Genomic DNA, 17,575 nt, shown 5'->3' with positions numbered 1-17,575 from the left:
GCGTATCGTAGAGCGCCCGATGGTCGATCACGAGAAGGACGCGTTGCGCCTCGGGTACGTCGTCGTGGCCCACACGCGTCCGGGGCAGGTCGGACGGCTCGTGGAGCGGCTCAGCCGCGGCGGCGATCGGGTCTACCTGCACGTCGATCGCCGCGTCGAGATCGCCCCGTTCCTCCGCGCACTCGGACCGGCCGCCGAGCGCTCATCGGTCGAGCTGCTGCCGCGCGTCCGCTGCCGCTGGGGCGGGTGGGGGATCGTCGCCGCGACGCTCGCCGGGCTGCGCGCGGCGACCCGGGGCAGCGATCGCCCCGACCACCTGCTCCTGCTCAGCGGCCTGGACTACCCGATCGCGCCGCGCGACCGGCTCGCCGAGCACCTGGCGGCCAGCGGCGGCGCGATCTTCACCGAGGCGGAGCCGATGCCGGTCGCGGACCTGCCCGACGGGGGCGGGCTGGACCGGCTGACGCGCCGGTACCTGCGCCCCGCGCGCGCCTGGTCGCTGCCCAACCGCCGGATCCCCTGGTGGCCCGAGCGGCGCCTGCCCGCCGGCCTGGAGCCCCACCACGGCTCCCAGTTCTGGTGCATGCCCCGCGACGCGGCGGAGTGGATCCGGGACGAGCTCGACCGCCGGCCGGAGCTCGAGCGGTTCTGGGCGGGGTCGTTCGTCGCCGACGAGCACGCGATCCCGTCGCTGCTCATGAGCGGGCCGCTGCGCGACCGCGTCGCGGGGCGCCACCTGCACCACATGCGCCACCCGCACGGCCAGTCGCATCCCGACCTGCTGCGCGCCGAGGACGTCGCCGAGCTGCGCGCGTCCGGGGCGTTCCTGGCGCGGAAGTTCGACGAGGCCGTCCACCCGGGCGCGCTGGACGCGGTCGAGCGCGAGCTGCTCGACGTCTGAGCGGCGGCGGGCGGGGCGGCCCGTATGCTCCCGGCCGATGTCCCGCCCCGACGAGGAGCCGCACGCGGCCGGCTGGCACCGCGCGGCCGAGCGCATCGGCGGGGTCGTCTGCCTCTCCACGGCCGACTGGGACGCCGAGCTGTGGACGAACAAGCAGCACCTCATGAGCCGGCTGAGCACCGCGGTGCCGGTGGTCTACGTCGAGTCGCTCGGCCTGCGCGAGCCGCGGCTCTCGCTGCGGGACCTGCGGCGGATCCTCGCCCGCCTGCGCCCGGGCCGGCGCCCCGCGGCCGACGTCCCGCCGGACCACGCCGCCGGCGCGCCGGCGGGCGCTCGGCCGACGGTGGTCGCCCCGCTCGTCGTGCCCCTGCACCGCTGGCGCTGGGTCCGGCGCCTGAACCGCCGGCTCGTGCGCCGCGCGCTCGCCGCGCCGGTGGCGGCGCTGCCGCGTCCGCGCGTCCTGTGGGCCTACAGCCCGCTGGCGATCGACGAGGTCGACGTCGACGACTACGACCAGGTCCTCTTCCACTGCGTCGACGACCTGGCGACCGTGCCCGGCGTGCCGTTCGCGGCCACCCGCGACATGGAGGCGCGCCTCGCCGACCGCGCGGACGCGACCTTCGCGTCGGCCCCGGCGAGCGCCGACCGCCTGCGTCCCGTCGCCGGGGACCGCGTCGCGCTGCTGCCGAACGTCGCGGACACCGGGCTCTTCGCCCGCGCGCTCGAGCCGGGGGAGCCGCCCGAGGACCTCGCCGCGATCCCGCAGCCGCGGATCGTCTTCGCCGGCGCCCTGAGCGACCACAAGATCGACTGGGCGCTGCTGGAGGCGGTCGCCCGGGCGGCGCCGGACCTGCAGCTCGTGCTCATCGGCCCCGTCGGCGCCGAGCAGGCGATGGACGGCCACCGGCGCCTGGCGGACCTGCCGAACTGCCACCTGCTCGGGCCGCGGCCGCACGCCGCGCTGCCGGACTACCTGCGCGCCGCGACCGCGGCGATCGTCCCGTACGCCGTGAACGAGCACACCGCGAGCGTCTTCCCGATGAAGGTCTGGGAGTACCTCGCCACCGGCGTGCCGGTGGTCAGCACGTCGCTGCCGGCGATGGTCGACCTGCAGCCGCCGGTCCGCTTCGCCGACGACCCGACGGCGTTCGTCGCCGCGCTGCGGCAGGCGCACCGCGATCCGGTGGAGGACCGCCGGCGCAGCGCCGCGGCCGCCGGCCACAGCTGGGAGGCGAACCTCGAGCGGATGCTCGCGGGCCTCGCCGACGCACCGACCCGAACGGAGGCCCGGGCATGAGCGCCGGCCGCGTGATCCTCCTGGCCAGCACGGACCGCGACGGAGGCGCCGAGCAGTCGCTCGTGCGGCTCTACCGCGGCCTCGCGGACCGCGGGGAGGACGTGCTGCTCGTCGGGCGCATGCCGCGCTGGGCGGAGGCGGGGCTGCCGATCCACCCCGTCGAGATCGGCCCGAAGTGGAGCCGCTCGACGCTCGGGACCTCGCTGCGCGGGGCGCGGGCGGACCGGCGCGCGTTCCTCGACGCCGTGGCCGGGGAGCCCGTCCGCGCGTACCACACCGTCTTCAAGCGCGAGCAGGTCCTGCTCACCCGCGCCCTGGCCCGCCGAGCGCCGGTCGTCTGGTCCGAGCAGGGCCAGCTGCCGAGCACCGGCGTCCTCGGCCTCGCCCAGGCGCGGGCGTATGCGCTGGCGTCCCGGCACGTCGCCGGGATCGCCGCCGTGTCCTCGCTCGTCGTGCGCAGCCTGCCGGAGCCGGCGCGCTCGCGCGCCCGCGTCGTCCACAACGGCATCGACCTCTCCCGCTACCGCCCGGCGGACGCGGAGAGCCGCCGCGAGGCACGGGCTGCGCTGGGCGTCACGGGCGAGGGCCCGGTGCTGGCCTGGACCGGCCGGGTCGACGCGAGCAAGCGCGCCGCGCTCGCGGTGCGGGTCGCCGAGCAGCTGCCGGACGCGACGCTCCTCGTCGCCGGCGACGGGACCGAGCTCGCCGCCGTCCGGGAGGCCGCGTCGCGCCTCCCCGGACGCGTCCACGTGCTCGGCGCCCTGAGCGACCCGAGCCCGGTGTACCGCGCCGCCGACGCGTTCCTCTTCACCTCCGACGGCCGCGGCGAGGGCCTGCCGACCGTCCTCATCGAGGCTGCGGCCACCGGGCTGCCGATCGTCGGGATGGACGACGGCGGCTACGACGAGCTCGTCCGCGACGCAGGCGGCGTGCTGTGCGCTCCGGAGCCCGCGGCGATCGCCGCGGCCGTCCGGCCGTTCCTCCAGCGGCCCCAGCCGCGCGAGGCGGCGCTCGCCTGGGCCCGGACGTGCAGCGTCGACGCGATGGTCGCGGCGTTCGCGGCGTTGCTCGACGAGACCGCCCCGCGCTGAGCGCGCGGGCGGACGCCCTCGGGGTCGTTCGTCGGCGCCGCGGCGGCGTCGCTCAGCGGCGGCGGGCCGCGGGGCGAGCGAGCTGCTCGAGGACGTCGAGGCGCCCCCAGGCGCCGGCCGCCCGCAGCGCCGGCGCGGCGCGGCGCACGTCGCCGGCGGGCGGCGGCTCGAGCGCCGAGGGGGCCGGCAGCGCGGCGCCGGCCGCGAACCAGCCCGACTCGTCCGCGTCGCGCAGCACCCGCGCCGTCCAGGCGCGGACGGCGAGCGCGCCGTGCGCGGCCGGGGCCGGCACGCCGTGGGAGGCGACGGTCGAGGCCGGCACGAGGAGGTGGTCCGGGCCGGCGGCCGCGATCGGCAGGCGGCGCTCGGCCGCGGCGGCGATCTGGCGGTCCGGGCCGCTGCGGGCCCAGTCCGGCAGCGCCGCGCCGATCGGCACGCCCGCGGCGTCGAGCAGCGGCCCGGCCGCGAGGACGCCGCCCACGGCCCGCAGCGCGGCCAGGGCGGCGGCGCCCGGCACGACGCCGGGACCGAGCAGCCAGACGGCCTCGGCACCGTCGCGCACGGCGTCGGCGAGGGCCCCGGCGCGCGCCGCGGCGCCGAGCGGCACGCCGCGCAGCTCGGCGCCCTCGACCGCGGCGGTGGGGGCGACGGCGGGATCGACGAGGACGACGATCATCGGACCGGGTCCCGAAGCCCGCGCCACGCGCCCCGCGCGACGATCCGCAGCCGCTGGGGCTCCGGCCGCGCGCCGAGGTACTCCTGCACCATCCCGGCCATCATCCGGGCGTAGCGCAGGCGCTCGGGGGTCGTGAGGGCCTTCCCGCGCAGCAGCAGCAGCGAGTTGCGCACGAACCAGAAGAACCGGTCGCCGGCCGCGGACACCGGGTTGTGCGGCTTGGCGGTCGCGTGCTCGACCTCGGCCTCCGGCACGAGGTAGCCGTGCCCGTCGCGCAGGATCCGCCCGGTGTACTCGAAGTCGTCGGTCCAGATGAAGTAGTGGGCCAGCGGCAGGCCGTGCGCGGCGACGGCGTCGCGGTGCACGAGCGCGGAGACGAACGTCGTGTGGCGCAGCGGCAGCAGGCCGGCGGCCGCGGCCGCGGCGACCTCGCGGCGCCGGCGCCACGCGAACCACGGCTCGTTCATCGGGTGCAGGCGCCCGTCGCGCCACCGGACGGGCCCGGCGAGGACCTGGGGCCGTCGCGGGGCCCGTGCGGCGCCGTCCAGCAGGGCCGCGAGCGTCCCGGGAGCGACGAACGTGTCGTCGTCCATGAGCCAGATCCAGTCGTGCCCGGCCGCCGTCGCGCGCCGTACGCCCTCGGCGAACCCGCCGGCGCCGCCGACGTTCTCCTCGAGCCGGACGAGCTCGACGTCGGGGAACTCCTCGCGGACCATGTCGGCGGTGCCGTCGCTGCTCTGGTTGTCGATCACGAGCACGGCGTCGGTCGCGCGCTCCTGCGCGGCGAGCCGCTCCAGGCACGTGCGCAGCAGCGCGCGTCGGTCGCGCGTGACGACGACGGCGCAGACCCGTTCCCGGACGTTGACCGGTGGCTCCGGCGTCTCTAGCTTCCCGACGGACATGGCTTCAGACGGTGGTGGGGTTCCGACGGCGGTGGACGATGCGGCGGTCGACGCGCAGCTCGAGCGGTTCAAGCCGCCGGAGCAGCTGCCGCCGTTGCCGAAGGTCGGTCTGGGCACGCGACTCTACGCGGACGAGCGAGTACATCGCGTGGTGCCCGCGCCGATCGGCTTCGGCCTGGCCCGCGCCCGGGCGGAGTACCTGTGGCGCCGCAACGAGGGCCTGCGCGACAACGCCCTGAAGTCGATGGAGTTCGTCGTCGGGCGCTCGTCGCGCAAGCACGAGGTCGAGGCGCTCGCGCAGCGCTACCTCGTGCAGACGGCCTACCGCAGCGAGGTGCTCTGGCGACCGTGGCTCACCGGCAACCTGCCGGTCTCCGGGGTGGAGCATCCGCAGGCGGCGCTGGCCCGCGGCAACGGCGCGATCCTGAACTTCATGCACCACGGGCCCTACGTCGGCCTGACGGTGTCGGTCGACAAGGTCGGCGTGCACGCCTACGCGGCGATCGCGCCGTTCTACTTCGAGGAGCCGACGCCGGGGTTCGCCGGCCACCGCGACCGCCAGCACGGCAAGTGCCTGGCCCGCGGCGCGCACACGTTCAGCGCGGCGGGTGGCTTCCCGCTGCTCACCGGGCTGCTGAAGGCCAACCGGTTCGTCGGCCTGAACACCGACTCGCCGGGCACGCTGGAGATGGACTTCCTCGGCCGGCGCGTGAAGGCCGCCTCGGGCGCCGCGAAGCTCTCGCTGAAGTACGGCTCGCCGATCGTGCCGGTCGTCGCGCGCGACATCGGCAAGCCGGGGCGGGCGAAGATCGAGTTCCTCCCGCCCCTCTATCCGGAGGAGCACCCGGACCCGGAGCAGCTGCAGCAGGCGATCGCGGACGCGCACGCCCCGGCGATCCTCGCCTGGCCCGAGGCGCTCGAGTGGCCTCTGGACCGGTGGAAGCCCGCCGATCCCGAGGAGGCCCGCTACTTCGGCTTCGAGGACTGACCCCTCGGCCGGGACGGGCCGGCGGGCCGGGCCTCGCGGGACGCGACCGTCGGCGCCCCGCCCGCCGCGCGCTCCCGGCCGCGCGCCGGCGGGATCAGGCGCGCAGGGCGACGCCGATGCGGCCGTCGGCGTCCACGCGGCGGAACGGGCCGTCGTCGTCGGCGACGAGGCCGTCGAAGACCGCCTGGATGTCCGACCAGGCGCCGGCGTCGACGTCGTCGAGCACGAGGACGCCGCCCGGCCGCAGCAGGCGGGCGACGACCGTCAGCTCGTCCGAGAGGTACGTCGCGTCGTGGTTGCCGTCGAGCAGGACGAGGTCGAAGCCGCGGGGGGCGAGGTCCGCCAGGCGGGGCAGGGCCTGCGCCGCGGCGGCGCTCTCCTCCATCGCCTGCCACGGCGAGACGCCGTGGTCGTGCTCGTCGAGCCCGTCGTTGCCGAGGTTGCGTCCGAGCGAGTAGGCGGTGATCGGCAGGACGGCGTCGTCGAGCCCGAACGAGCGCAGCAGCGCCATCGCGTGGGCCGCGGGGCGCTCGATGCCGCGGTGGGCGACGTCGGGGTCGACGGCCACGACGACCGATCCGGGGTCCACGGCGCGGACCGTCGCGGTCACGGCCGCGAGCGAGACGCCGAGGAAGTTGCCGACGTGGAGGGCGCGGATCGGCCCGCCGTCGCCGAGCAGCTCGCGGATCGCGGCGTCGCAGCGCTGCAGCGACGCCTCGGGCATCGAGCCGCCGCGGATCTCGTCCTCGTCGAGACCGCGGTCGATGAGGACGGAGACCGCCGCCTCGTAGTCCCACGCCAGGGCATCACCGGCCGCGGCGGCCTGCTCGGCCTTGCGCAGGCGCTCCAGGCGGGCCTGCTGGCGCGCGGCGTCGGCGGCCTCCTTGGCGGCGACGGCGCGCTGGTGCTGGACGCGCCGCACGACGCCGTGGGGGAGGAGATCGCGCAGCCGGTCGCTGCGCCGGGGGGCGCGATCGCTCATGCCGCCCCCGGAGCCCCGTCGCGGGCCAGGCCGTCGAGCAGCTGCTCGGCGGTCGTGAGCGCCTCGCGCATGCAGTCGTCCATGTCGATGTAGACGTAGTTCGCCAGGCGCCCGGCGAAGTGCACGCGCTCGGCGCCGATGACGCCGCGCAGGTGGTCCTGGTAGCGGTCGTTCAGCGCCCGGTTCTCCGGCAGCTCGATCGGATAGTGCCGCGAGGGCGCCCCGGTGAACTCGAAGCCCAGGACGGTGCCCTCGATCTGCTGCCCCGACGCGTGCTTCGTCTCGTGGATCCGGATGAAGGGATAGCCCTCGCCCGGGTAGTTCACGACCATCGCGCCCTGCGCGTACTCGATGTGGGGGATGTGCACCGATCGCACGTCGATCCCGCGCCACTCCAGCGCGCCCAGCTCGTTCCCGCAGAACTCGTCCAGGGGGCAGGTGAGGACGACGAGGTCGGCCTGCTCCTCGCGCACGTGCCGGTCGAGCGTCTCGAGCGTGACGTCGACGCCGGTGCGCACGGTCACGCCGGGGGCGCCGAACAGCCCGTCCAGGAGGTCGGTGTAGCCGTTGGGGCCCGCCGGCCAGCCCTGGTAGGGGTCCGGGAAGAGGTAGGGGTCGTTGTCCCAGCGGACCGAGACCCGTCGCGGCGCCCAGCTCGCCGAGAGCGTGCGCGCCGGGCGACCCCACTGCTTCTCCGTGTACGGGCGGATGTAGCGGTCGTAGAGCGTGGGGCCCATGAGCTCCAGGCACCACTCCTCGAAGTTCGCCGCCTGCGCGCGCGCCTCCGCGTCGACGTCGCGACGGGCCTCGAGCTCGGCCTTGATCTCCTCGCTGCGGCTCTGGGCGTCGATGTCGGAGAGGAGGATCGGCCAGTTGAGGATCTTGCCCTCGATGAGGATGTCGACCCGGTGCCGGTAGTCCCGGAACGGCGTCATCTGGTTGGCGAGGTTCCACACCTCCTCGTCCTCGGTGTGGAAGATGTGGGAGCCGTGCGGCTCGTAGAGCACCCCGCCCATGTGGTCGGAGCGCACGAGGCCGCCGGTCTGCTCGGCGCGCTCCAGCACGGTGGACTCGACGCCGTCCTGCGACAGGCGCCAGGCGAGGGTGGCGGCGGTCAGGCCGCCGCCGACGATGAGGGCACGGGTCACGGTCGTTCCTTGCTCAGCGGCGGATGGCCAGCCCGAGGCCGAGGAGGCCCTGGCCGGTCCGCGCGTGGACGTCGGGGTACTGGTCGATGAACTCGAGGCAGGTGTAGCGGTCCGCCATGCCGTCCCGGATCTCGCGCCACACGGCGCCGACTCCCGGGACCATCTCGTTGGCGATGTCGTGGAAGGCGAGGATCCGCGCGTGCGGCGCGAGGAGCTCGAAGTCCGCGCGGCAGCCGATCTCGCTGTGGTCGCCGTCGATGAGCGCGAGGTCGATCGGGGCGCGCTGCTCGACGATCTTGCGGAACGTCGCGCTGCGGCTGTCGGCGGTGACGTGCTCGACCTCGCGATGCTGCGCGGCGTAGCGAGCGAGCCCGGGCGCGGGCATGAGGTCCAGGCCGACCGCCCAGTCGATCGTGCCGAAGCGCCGCAGGTACTCGACGGTGATCGCGAACGTCCCGCCGTGACGCGTGCCGATCTCGAGGTAGTTCCCGATCCCGTGCTTCGAGAGCTCGGCGAGGTAGGGCGCGAACTGCACCGGGTACTGCCAGTGCAGCAGCCCGCGACCGAGCGACGGGCGCAGCGCCTCGGGCCACGTCTCGTCGGCCTCGTCGTTGAGCCCCAGGCGCGGCAGGAGCTCCGCGAGGCGCTCGGGGTCGCGCAGGTCCTCGAGCGGCGCGTCGCGCAGGAGCGCGAGCGGCTCGAGGTCGATGTCGCGGTTGGCGCCGTAGAGCTCGACGTGCTCGCGCGCCCGGCGGGCGTCGGCGCGACGGCGGACGACGGCCTCGCGGACTGGTCGCGGCAGCGCGGACTTCACGGCGCTGCGCCAGGCACTGGTCATGTCGGATACCTCCGGAGGGGGCCGCTGCCGGCGGCGACGAAGCCGATCAGCAACCAGGTGATGGGCGACAACGCGTAGTGCCCGCCGGTCAGCCACTGGCCGAGGCCGACGACGAGCACGGCGACCACCGGCAGCATGTCCGGTCTTCCGGCGAAGTGCTGCCGGATGGTCGTCGTGAAGATGGAGATGACGAGGGCGAGGTACGTCAGCCCGCCGAGCAGGCCCAGGCCGACGAAGGCGTTCGAGATGTCGATCTCGGTCGGCAGGCCCTTGCCCTTGCCGCCGGAGAGCTTCGAGCCGGCCTGGTTCGTGGACCCCGTGCCGAGGCCGATCGGGTCGCGGAAGCCGAGCTTCATCCCCTCGATCACGAGGTCGACGTGCAGCAGCAGCGTCGAGTTCTCGGGGTTCAGCGGATCCGAGAGCCCGCCGACCTGGCGCGAGACGAGGTCGTTGCTCGACGTCTGCAGCCCGGAGCTCACGACGCGCACCGCCCCGAAGGCCACGACGATCCCGACGAGCACGAGGGCGACGGCGAGGGCCGGGCGCCGGGGCACGAGCGCGAGGATCAGGACGCACGCCAGCAGCGCCGTGATCGTGGCGCTGCGGATCGAGGAGAAGAAGAGCGCCACGAGCAGCACCGGCAGGCAGGCGATCGCCCACGTGCGGCCCTCGACGGTCAGCGCGACGCACATCGCCGCCGCCGAGCCGATGAAGAGCGCGTACTCGGCGTTCGAGGAGAACGTGCCGAACGCGCGGATCGAGTCGCCGACCCGGATCGACGAGTACCCCGCGACGTCGATCCACTGGCTGTCCCACGAGAGGAACCCGATCTGCGTCTGGGCCAGGCCGTAGAGGGCGACGCCGGTGCCGGCGAGCACGAACATCGCCGTGAGGCGCCGGATGAGGTCCCGGGTCATCGCCTCGCGACCGACGAAGAACCAGAGGAGGGGCACGCCGACGAAGAGGAGGCCCCCGAGGCCGGCGAAGATGCCGCCGCCGCGCGGGTTCGCGCTCTGGACGAGCTCGATCGCGAGGAGCAGCAGCACGAGGTTCGACAGCCGGTCGCCGCCCAGCCGCCGCCGCTCGAGCACGAAGAGCTGCGCGACGAGCAGGAAGACGACCGCCGGGCCGACGAGCACGAGCGGGTCGAAGGACTGCCATCCCGCGTAGGGGATGAGGATCCGCCGCAGGAGCGCCAGGACGATGAGGACCCCGAGCGAGGCGAAGATGCCGACGCTGCGCCGCCACGTGATGCAGGCCCACAGCGCGAAGGTGATCGTCGCGGCGGTGAGGAGCCGCAGGAAGAGCGGATCGCCCGCGATGACGGCGCCCCACATCCCGCCGGTCAGCAGGATCGCGACCGCCTTGATCAGGCGGTCGCGACCCGTGAGCAGGGCCGGCGAGGTGAGGACCGCGGGCGACGCCACCGGTCAGCGCGCGGACGCGGTGTAGCTCGAGTAGTACGAGCTCTCGACCCGGGGGCCGAACGTCGCGACGACCCCGATGATCGGGATCCCGAGATCCTGCAGGTCGTCGCGCAGCGCCTCGAGCCCGTCGCGGCTCTCCTTGCCGAGCCGCGCGACGATGATCACGCCGTCGACCTGCTTGGCCAGCGGGATCGGGTCGGCGACGATCCCGGCCGGCGGCGCGTCGAGGACGACGAAGTCGTAGTGCGCCTGGGACTCCTCGATCATCCGGCGCACCGGCGCCGAGTCGAGCATCTCGGACGGGTTGGGCGGCGGGGCGCCGCCGAGGAGGACCTCGACGCTGCCGTCCAGCTGGCGCGGGTGGTCCTCGCCGTCGGGGTCGTCCGCCCGGTCGGTCTTCAGGAGGAAGCGCCCCCCGGGCGGCACCGGCGCGGGCTCGTCGGCGCCGAGCCACGTGCTGATGCCCTCCTCGGCGGGCAGCTCGAGGACCTCCGCCAGGCGCGGGCGACGCAGGTCGGTCTCCACGAGCAGGACGTCGTCCCCGACGCCGGCCGCGGCGAGCGCGAGGTGCAGCGACACGGTCGTCTTGCCGCTCGTGGGGGAGGCGGAGGTCACGAGGACGGAGTGCACGCTGCCGCCGCCCTGGTGGCGCAGCGTCGTCCGGAGGCGGCGGAACGCCTCGGCCTCCGCGCCGTCCAGCCCGAGCCGCCAGCCGTCGTCGGCCTTCAGCACCGAGCTCTGGGGCACCGTGGCGAGGAGCTGCAGGCCCAGGTCGCGGGCGAGGTCCTCCGGCCGCCGGTAGCGCCGGTCCAGCTGCTCGGCCGCCAGCGCGAACGCGAGGCCGAGCACGAGGCCGAGGATGAGCCCGAGGATCGCGTTGGTGACCGGCTTCGGGGCGGCCGGCGAGTCCGGCTCCACGGCCGGCTGCGCGATCTCGGCGTCGCCGGAGCGGACCGTGTCGAGGACCTGCAGCTTGTCGAGGTTGCGCTGCTGCGTGCGCAGCTCGCGGCGGTTCTCCTCGTCGGCGGAGTTCGCGTCCTCCTCCAGCGCCTCGATCCGTCGCTCGAGCGCGCGGATCGCTCGGCGCACCTGCTGGCGGACGGCGTCGCGCCGGTAGGCGACGAACTCGCTGCCCATCGTGTTCGCGATCCGCGTCGCCTCGCGCGCGGTCGTGGCCGAGCCGGTGATCGTCGCGAGGTTCGACGTGCCCTCGGTCCCGATCTTCACCCGCGACTCGAGGTCGTCGGCGGTGTACGGCGGCCCGAGGCGGGCCGCGGCGCGCTCCCGCACGACCGGCAGGTTCAGGAGCCCGACGTTCGTCTCCTGGTCGCGATCGGCGTCGCCGGGCAGGTCGACGATGAGGCCCGACAGCTGCGCGTCGAGCGCGGCGGGCCGGAAGCGGAGCGTCACCGTGCTGTCGTAGCGCTCCTCCTGGAGGAGCGAGAGGCCGACCGCCGCCGCCACGACGACGGAGGTCGTGACGAGGATGAGGAGGGCGCGGCGGCGGAGGACGCCGAGCACCGCTCGGAGGTCCGCCTGCCGGGGCTCAGGCGCGGTCGCCATGGAGGGCCTCCCACCGGTGGAGCGCCGATCGGGCGCTCGATGGACACGGCGGGCGGTCGGGGCGAAGCGGCTGGTGCACGGGCGAGAGGCTCGATCGGAAGGTCGCGGAGGGCTCCGCGACGGTCCCTCACGGTAGAGGAAAATCCGGCGGTCGCTGCACGATGCACGGGAGACGTCGCCGAAGCCCCGTCCCGACGGGCGTTCGCGCGCCGTCCGCGCTCCGCGTCGGAGGCCGCGTGACGGCTCTGTCACCCTTCCGCCGATGCCCGAGACCGCCCGCGTGGCGCTGGCCCACGACTACCTCCTCGTGCTCCGCGGCGCCGAGCGCACGTTCGCGGCGATCGCCGACGAGTGGCCGCAGGCCCCGATCCACACCCTGCTGTGGGATCCGGCGGTCTGCGGGCCCCGGCTGGCCGGGCACCCGGTCGTCGTCTCCCGGCTGAACCGGACGGGGGCGCGGCAGTCGTGGTTCCGCTGGCTGCTCCCGGCGTTCCCGCTCGCCGCCTCGGCGATGCCGCTGCCGGCCGACGCGGACGTCGCGATCATCAGCAGCAGCGCGTTCGCCCACGGGATGCCGTCCGCGCCGGGCACCGCGACCCTCTGCTACTGCCACACGCCGTTCCGCTACGCGTGGTTCGAGGGCGAGCGGGCGCTCGCGTCCGTGCCCGCGCCGGCGCGGCCGGCGCTCGCCGCCACGCTCGCCGCCGTCCGTCGCTGGGACGTGCGCGCCGCCGCGCGCGTGGACCGCTACGTCGCCAACGGCCGGATCACCCAGGAGCGGATCGCCCGCATCTACGGGCGCGAGGCGCCGATCGTGCACCCCCCGGTCGAGGTCGAGCGGTTCGCGCCGGGCACGCCCGAGGGGCACGTGCTCGTCGTCTGCGAGCTCGTGCGCCACAAGCGCGTGGACGTGACGCTCGAGGCCGCACGTCGGGCCGGGGTCCCCGTGCGCGTGGTCGGGACGGGGGCGGACGAGCCGCGGCTGCGCGCCCTGCACGGCGACCACGCGACCTTCCTCGGCCGGGTCGACGACGCCCAGCTGGCCCGCGAGTACGCGAGCGCCGCCGCGCTCGTGATGGCGAACGTCGAGGAGTTCGGCATCGCCGCGGTCGAGGCGCAGGCCGCCGGCCGACCGGTCGTCGCCGCGGACGCCGGCGGCGCGCGGGAGACGGTGCGCGACGGCGAGACCGGCGTCCTCGTGCCGCCCGACGACGTCGACGCGCTCGCCGAGGCGCTGCGCGAGACCGACCTGCACCGCTTCGACGCCGCGCGGATCGCCGCGCACGCCCGGCGCTTCTCGGCGACCGCGTTCCGCCGCCGGATGCGCGAGGAGGTCGAGGCGCTGGCGCGGGCCGGCGGCGACGCGCCGCGCTGAGCCCGGGCCGGACCGCGCCGGCCGGGGGCGCGGCTCAGCCGGGCAGGTCCGGCAGCCGCTCGGTGCGCCCGCCGCGCAGGCGGTGCAGCCGCCACATGGCCGCCGTGGACACCGGACGGCGCTCGTGCCGGTAGCGCCAGCAGATCGCCAGGCCGGCGGCGAGGCCGCTGAACGTCGCGCGCCACTCGCCGACGCGGTGCCCCGCCCGCACGCCGCGGGCGAGGAACTTCGCCTGGTGCACGAGCGCCCACCCGCGCGGGTACCGCGTCCAGCAGAGCAGCAGCTCGTTGCGCCGCCCGTAGTGGGTCATCCGCCACATGTTCCGGTTCGGCGACTCCTCGTGGATGATCGGCTCCGCGCGCCCGAGGCGGATGGCGCGGCCGGCGTCCAGCAGGCGCACGGCGAAGTCGGGCTCCTCGCCCTGGTGCACGATCTCCGCGCGGAACGCCCCGAGCGCGAGGAAGAGCTCCCGGCGCACCGCGTACGCCGTGCCGCGGAACGAGGCGGTCGTCCAGACGCCGTCGTCCTCGGGTGCGCGCTGACGGACCTCCGGGCCCTGCGCGGCCTCGACGTAGGGGACCGCCACGGCGCCCACGCGCGGGTCGGCGAAGTCGCGCAGCGTCTGGGCGACGACGTCGGGGGTCGAGAACCGCGCGTCGTCGTCGATCGACACGAGGACGTCGCCCGTGGCGAGCTCGGCGGCCTCGTTGCGGCGGGCCACGAGGCCCGCGGAGGCGTCGCGGCGGTGCACCGCGACCTCGGGGAACCGGGCCCGGATGCGCTCCGTCGTGTCGTCGGAGGAGCCGTCGTCGATCACGAGCACGTCGACCGGCCCGCGCTGCGCGACGGCGCTCGCCACCGCCGTCTGGAGCTGGTCGACGCGGTCCTTCGTGACGATGACGACCGTCGCCGACAGCCCGGCGGGCGCGGCGTCGCTCACCGGCCGGCGTCCGCGCGGTCGGCGGCCCCCGAGGCGCGGTACAGCGCCTCGAACTGGTCCGCGATCCGGTCCCAGCTGTAGGTCAGGGCGGTGCGACGCGCCGCGGCGCCCATCTCCCGCAGCCGGTCGCGGTCGCCGCTGAGCTCGCGCAGGCGCGCGCCGAACGCGGCCGGCTCGATCGGCAGGAGCCAGCCGTTGACGTCCGGCTCGACGAGGTCCTCGGCGCCGTTGATCGGCGCGGTCAGCAGCACGAGCCCGGCCGACGCGCCCTCGAGCATCGCCAGGGAGAACGCCTCGTAGGAGGAGGGCGCCAGCAACGCGTCGCCGGCGGCGAGCCACGCCTCCGGGTCCGGGACGTGCCCGACGAAGTGCACGCGGTCGCCGGCCCCGTGCTCGCCCGCGAGCCGCTCGTAGCTCGGCTGGTCGCCGCGGCCGACGACGAGCAGGTGCCAGTCGGGGGCCTCGCCGACCGCCTCGATCGCCGTCGCGAGGTTCTTCCGTCCCCAGTCCCCGCCGACGAAGACCGCGACCGGCGCGTCGTCGGCGATCCCGAGCGCGGCGCGGTTGCGGGCCCGCGCGTCGGCGTCCGGCCTGAAGCGGTCGGGGTCGACCCCGTTGGTGACGACGGTCATCGTCTCGCTCGGGCGCGGGTAGAACTGCTCGATCTCCCGCTGCAGCCCCCGCGAGGCGGGCGCCACGAGGTGGGCGCCGGAGCTGCGCAGGGCGCGGCGCTCCACCGCCAGGCCGAAGCGGGTGGCGAGGAACTCGTTGATCCGGTGGGTGATCCACGACCGTCGCCGGCGGGGGATCCCGACGTTCGCGCGGTAGGCGGCGAGGCAGAACTGGGCCTGGTGCACCTCGGCGCGCTGCCAGATCACGGGGTTCACGGTGTGGATCGCGCCCCGCGCGTGGCGCTTGACGAGCCGCGAGCCGAGGACGTAGCTCAGCGGCAGGGCGAGCGTCGCGGGCCGCGAGGGGGAGCGGATCCGGTGGAAGGCGACGTTCGGCCCCGGGGTCACGGCGCAGGCCCGCGCGATGACCGTCACGTGCCACCCGCGGCCGGCCATCCGCTCGGCGATCTCGTAGACCGCGCGTTCCATGCCACCCGTCGGCGCCACGTGCGACGCGACGAACGTCACGTGCCCCGTCGGTGGTTGCCCCGCAGCCGCTGCCGTGCTCGTCACGGGCGGGAGGGTAGCCCAGGTCCTCGCCCGCGACGGTGAATCGCGTGGTGCTTCGTCGCCGGAGGCCCGTGGTACCGTCGCGGCCGCGATGCCTCAGACCTCCGCCGCCGGCGCCCGTTCACGGGGCTGGCTCCCGCCGCTCCTGGCCTGCCTCGTCCTGGCCCTCGTGGGCGCCGCCGCCGGGCTCGTCATCGGCGAGTCGCGGGCGGAGGAGCACGAGGCGACCTCCCAGCTGCTCGCCCGTCCATCGAGCGCGGCGACCGAGGACGCGGCCTCGACGGGCGCCACGACGCCCGACGGCCTCGCCACGGCCGCCGCGGCCGTGACGCGGCGCGCGTCGGTGCTGAGCGCCGTCCAGGCGCAGGTCGGCCGTGTGCCCGACGGGGCGGTGACCACCCGCGTCCTCGCGGGGCGCGGCGTCCTGATGGTCGTGGCGCGCGCCGAGCGCGGGGCGCAGGCCGCGGCCTGGTCGCGGGCGCTCGCGCTCGCGGTGCGGCGGCAGGTCATCGACGACACCCGCGCCGACCTGCGCCGCAACGCCGAGAGCCTCGCCGCCGAGGCCGGGCGACGCCCGTCGCCCGAGCAGCGGGCGCAGATCTCGGCCCTCCGCTCGGCCGCGCGGCTCACGGTCCCGCTCCAGATCCTCGAGCTCGGCACCCTGCGCACGGTCGACCGCACGTCGAGCGCCACGTTCGCCGCCGTCGGCGGGGCGGTGGGCGCGCTCGTCGGCCTGCTCCTCGGGACGCTCGTGGCCCTGACCGCGCGCCGGCGCCGGCGCGGACGCGACGCCGGGATCGTGACCGCCGTCCCCGAGCTGCAGGGCCTCCCGGCCCCGCTCGTGGGCGCCGTGCCGTTCCTCCCGAAGCTCGGTCGCCGGCGCTCGGCGCCGCTGCGGCTCGCCGACCGCGACCTCGACGGCTTCCGCCTCCTGCGCCGGAACCTCGACGACCTCGTCGAGGGCACCCCCGGCCTCGTCCTCGTGACGAGCGCCGAGCCGGCGGTCGGCAAGTCGGTGACCGCCGCCGGGCTCGCGCTCGCCGCCGCCCGCGGGGGCCTGCGCGTCGTGCTCGTGGAGTTCGACGTGCGGCGCCCGGTCCAAGCCGATCGCCTCGGCCTGCAGGAGCGACCGGGCCTCGCCGATCACCTGGCGGGCGACGCGACCCCCGCCGAGGTCCTCCAGCGCGTCGCGGTCGACGACGTCGCCGGTCGGGCGGCCGAGGCGACCGCGCGCGGGGGCGACCTCGTCGTCGTCGTGGCCGGGACCGCGACCACCGAGGTCGCGCCCGGCGCGCTGGACGCCGTCCGCGAGATGCTCGCGTTCATGCGCGACGGCTACGACCTGGCGATCGCCGACGCGCCCTCGCTCCTGACGTCGGCCGACGCCGGGCTCCTGCTCGACGAGGCCGACGTCGTGCTCGTCTGCGCCCGCCCGGGCCAGACGTCCGGTGCCGCGCTCGACGCCGCCGTCGACCTCGCGCGGCGCAACGGGCGCACGGGCATCGGCGTCGTGGCCACCGCGGTCACGAGCGAGAGCGACCCCGCCGGCCTGGCGCCGCGCGGGGACTGACCGGGGCGCGACCGCGCGCGGCCGGGCCGCGGTGGCCGACCGGCGCGCGCCCTCAGCGGTCGGTGGGCGCGGCCCGGGTCTCGGTGCTCGATCGGCGCGCGGACCCGGGACCTCAGCGGTCCTCGCGCAGGGGCGCCCAGCCGCCCGCGGCGGGCGCCGGACCGGCGTCGTCGCCGGTCGCGGTCGCGTCGCCCGGCGCCTCGTCCGCGCGTCCCGGAGCGGGACCGCGGTCGCTCCCGGGCGCCTCCCCGTCGCGGGCCGCGGGGGCCCGGTCGCCGACGGGCTCGGCTGCGCGCTCGGATCCCTCCGGGGCGTCGCCGGGTCCGCTCGCGGGGTCCGTGGACGCCGCGGGCGCCGGGTCCGAGGGCGGCACCACGTCGCCGGAGGCCGATGTCGTGGCGGGTCCCTGGGCGGACGCGACGAGCGGACGCCAGGTCGAGGCCGCGGGCGACGGGCGCGTCGCGCGGTCCGCGGCCGCCTGGTCGGCGTGGTCACCGCCCCCGCCGGTCGTCGTGGCGGGCGCGGCGCTCGGCCGGGCGGCGTCGCTCGCGGCCGTCGAGCCGTCGCCGGGCGCCGGCGGCACGGCGTCGCCGAGGGACGCGTCGTCGGACGAGGGTCCGGACACGGCCGACGAGGCGTCGCCGGGCGTCGCCGCGGCGTCGGCCACCGTCGGCGCGTCCTCGGCGGCCTGCGCGC

General features: G+C 76.3%; 15 protein-coding genes and 1 pseudogene. 6 read left to right on the top strand and 10 right to left on the bottom strand.

The genetic code is table 11. The annotated features are described in order from the left end of the window. The first annotated feature begins 19 nt into the window (after positions 1-19). From SK069_RS17985 to SK069_RS17975, 3 genes are read left to right on the top strand one after another with little or no spacing between them, the layout of a single operon-like run. Positions 20-901 (top strand): beta-1,6-N-acetylglucosaminyltransferase, encoded by an 882-nt coding sequence (locus tag SK069_RS17985; protein WP_319955642.1) that lies wholly within the window; start codon positions 20-22, stop codon positions 899-901. A gap of 37 nt (positions 902-938) precedes the next feature. Then, entirely contained in the window at positions 939-2,198 is a 1,260-nt protein-coding gene (locus SK069_RS17980; protein ID WP_319955641.1) for a glycosyltransferase, read from the top strand. Then, complete coding sequence (locus SK069_RS17975) at positions 2,195-3,289, top strand: glycosyltransferase (protein ID WP_319955640.1); 1,095 nt, start codon at positions 2,195-2,197, stop codon at positions 3,287-3,289. The genes SK069_RS17980 and SK069_RS17975 overlap by 4 nt, the downstream gene beginning before the upstream one ends. 52 nt (positions 3,290-3,341) lie before the next feature. Here the strand turns inward: SK069_RS17975 and SK069_RS17970 are convergent, their stop codons facing one another. Both SK069_RS17970 and SK069_RS17965 read right to left on the bottom strand, forming a co-directional pair. Then, positions 3,342-3,965, bottom strand: a complete 624-nt coding sequence (locus SK069_RS17970) for a hypothetical protein (protein ID WP_319955639.1) — start codon at positions 3,963-3,965, stop codon at positions 3,342-3,344. Beyond that, positions 3,962-4,867 (bottom strand): glycosyltransferase family 2 protein, encoded by a 906-nt coding sequence (locus SK069_RS17965; protein WP_319955638.1) that lies wholly within the window; start codon positions 4,865-4,867, stop codon positions 3,962-3,964. The genes SK069_RS17970 and SK069_RS17965 overlap by 4 nt, the downstream gene beginning before the upstream one ends. A gap of 31 nt (positions 4,868-4,898) precedes the next feature. Between SK069_RS17965 and SK069_RS17960 the strand changes: the two genes are divergently transcribed. Continuing rightward, the gene (locus tag SK069_RS17960) at positions 4,899-5,855 is read left to right on the top strand and encodes an LpxL/LpxP family acyltransferase (RefSeq protein ID WP_319955637.1); all 957 of its coding nucleotides are present in this window, start codon (positions 4,899-4,901) and stop codon (positions 5,853-5,855) included. 94 nt (positions 5,856-5,949) lie between these two features. Here SK069_RS17960 and SK069_RS17955 read toward each other — a convergent pair whose 3' ends face one another. The 5 genes from SK069_RS17955 to SK069_RS17935 are packed head-to-tail and all read right to left on the bottom strand — an operon-like array spanning position 5,950 to position 11,813. Then, complete coding sequence (locus SK069_RS17955) at positions 5,950-6,837, bottom strand: class I SAM-dependent methyltransferase (protein WP_319955636.1); 888 nt, start codon at positions 6,835-6,837, stop codon at positions 5,950-5,952. Continuing rightward, positions 6,834-7,985 carry a UDP-galactopyranose mutase gene (locus tag SK069_RS17950; protein WP_319955635.1) on the bottom strand — a complete coding sequence of 384 codons (1,152 nt, stop codon included), beginning with the start codon at positions 7,983-7,985 and terminating at the stop codon, positions 6,834-6,836. The genes SK069_RS17955 and SK069_RS17950 overlap by 4 nt, the downstream gene beginning before the upstream one ends. Positions 7,986-7,998: 13 nt before the next feature. Then, a complete protein-coding gene (locus tag SK069_RS17945; RefSeq protein WP_319955634.1) occupies positions 7,999-8,823 on the bottom strand; it encodes a class I SAM-dependent methyltransferase in 825 nt (274 codons plus the stop codon). Further along, complete coding sequence (locus tag SK069_RS17940; RefSeq protein WP_319955633.1) at positions 8,820-10,250, bottom strand: hypothetical protein; 1,431 nt, start codon at positions 10,248-10,250, stop codon at positions 8,820-8,822. Before SK069_RS17940 ends, SK069_RS17945 begins: the two co-directional genes overlap by 4 nt. 3 nt (positions 10,251-10,253) lie before the next feature. After that, a complete protein-coding gene (locus SK069_RS17935; RefSeq protein WP_319955632.1) occupies positions 10,254-11,813 on the bottom strand; it encodes a hypothetical protein in 1,560 nt (519 codons plus the stop codon). Positions 11,814-12,075: 262 nt separating this feature from the next. Between SK069_RS17935 and SK069_RS17930 the strand changes: the two genes are divergently transcribed. Further along, positions 12,076-13,188 carry a glycosyltransferase gene (locus tag SK069_RS17930; protein ID WP_319955631.1) on the top strand — a complete coding sequence of 371 codons (1,113 nt, stop codon included), beginning with the start codon at positions 12,076-12,078 and terminating at the stop codon, positions 13,186-13,188. Positions 13,189-13,222: 34 nt separating this feature from the next. On the opposite strand, the gene SK069_RS17925 is transcribed toward SK069_RS17930, so the two are convergent. Beyond that, positions 13,223-14,128 (bottom strand): glycosyltransferase family 2 protein, encoded by a 906-nt coding sequence (locus tag SK069_RS17925; protein ID WP_319955630.1) that lies wholly within the window; start codon positions 14,126-14,128, stop codon positions 13,223-13,225. Beyond that, positions 14,125-15,312, bottom strand: a complete 1,188-nt coding sequence (locus SK069_RS17920) for a glycosyltransferase family 4 protein (RefSeq protein WP_319955629.1) — start codon at positions 15,310-15,312, stop codon at positions 14,125-14,127. Before SK069_RS17920 ends, SK069_RS17925 begins: the two co-directional genes overlap by 4 nt. An 88-nt stretch (positions 15,313-15,400) precedes the next feature. Between SK069_RS17920 and SK069_RS17915 the strand changes: the two genes are divergently transcribed. After that, positions 15,401-16,879, top strand: a complete 1,479-nt coding sequence (locus SK069_RS17915; RefSeq protein WP_319955628.1) for a P-loop NTPase family protein — start codon at positions 15,401-15,403, stop codon at positions 16,877-16,879. A 112-nt stretch (positions 16,880-16,991) separates the two neighbouring features. Here SK069_RS17915 and SK069_RS17910 read toward each other — a convergent pair. Continuing rightward, positions 16,992-17,575: pseudogene (locus tag SK069_RS17910) on the bottom strand (hypothetical protein); the annotation flags it as partial.

Source organism: Patulibacter brassicae (assembly GCF_033949425.1).
Taxonomy (GTDB): Bacteria; Actinomycetota; Thermoleophilia; order Solirubrobacterales; family Solirubrobacteraceae; genus Patulibacter; species Patulibacter brassicae.
Note: the sequence above shows the minus strand (reverse complement) of the source record. Positions and strands in the feature narration are given on the sequence as shown.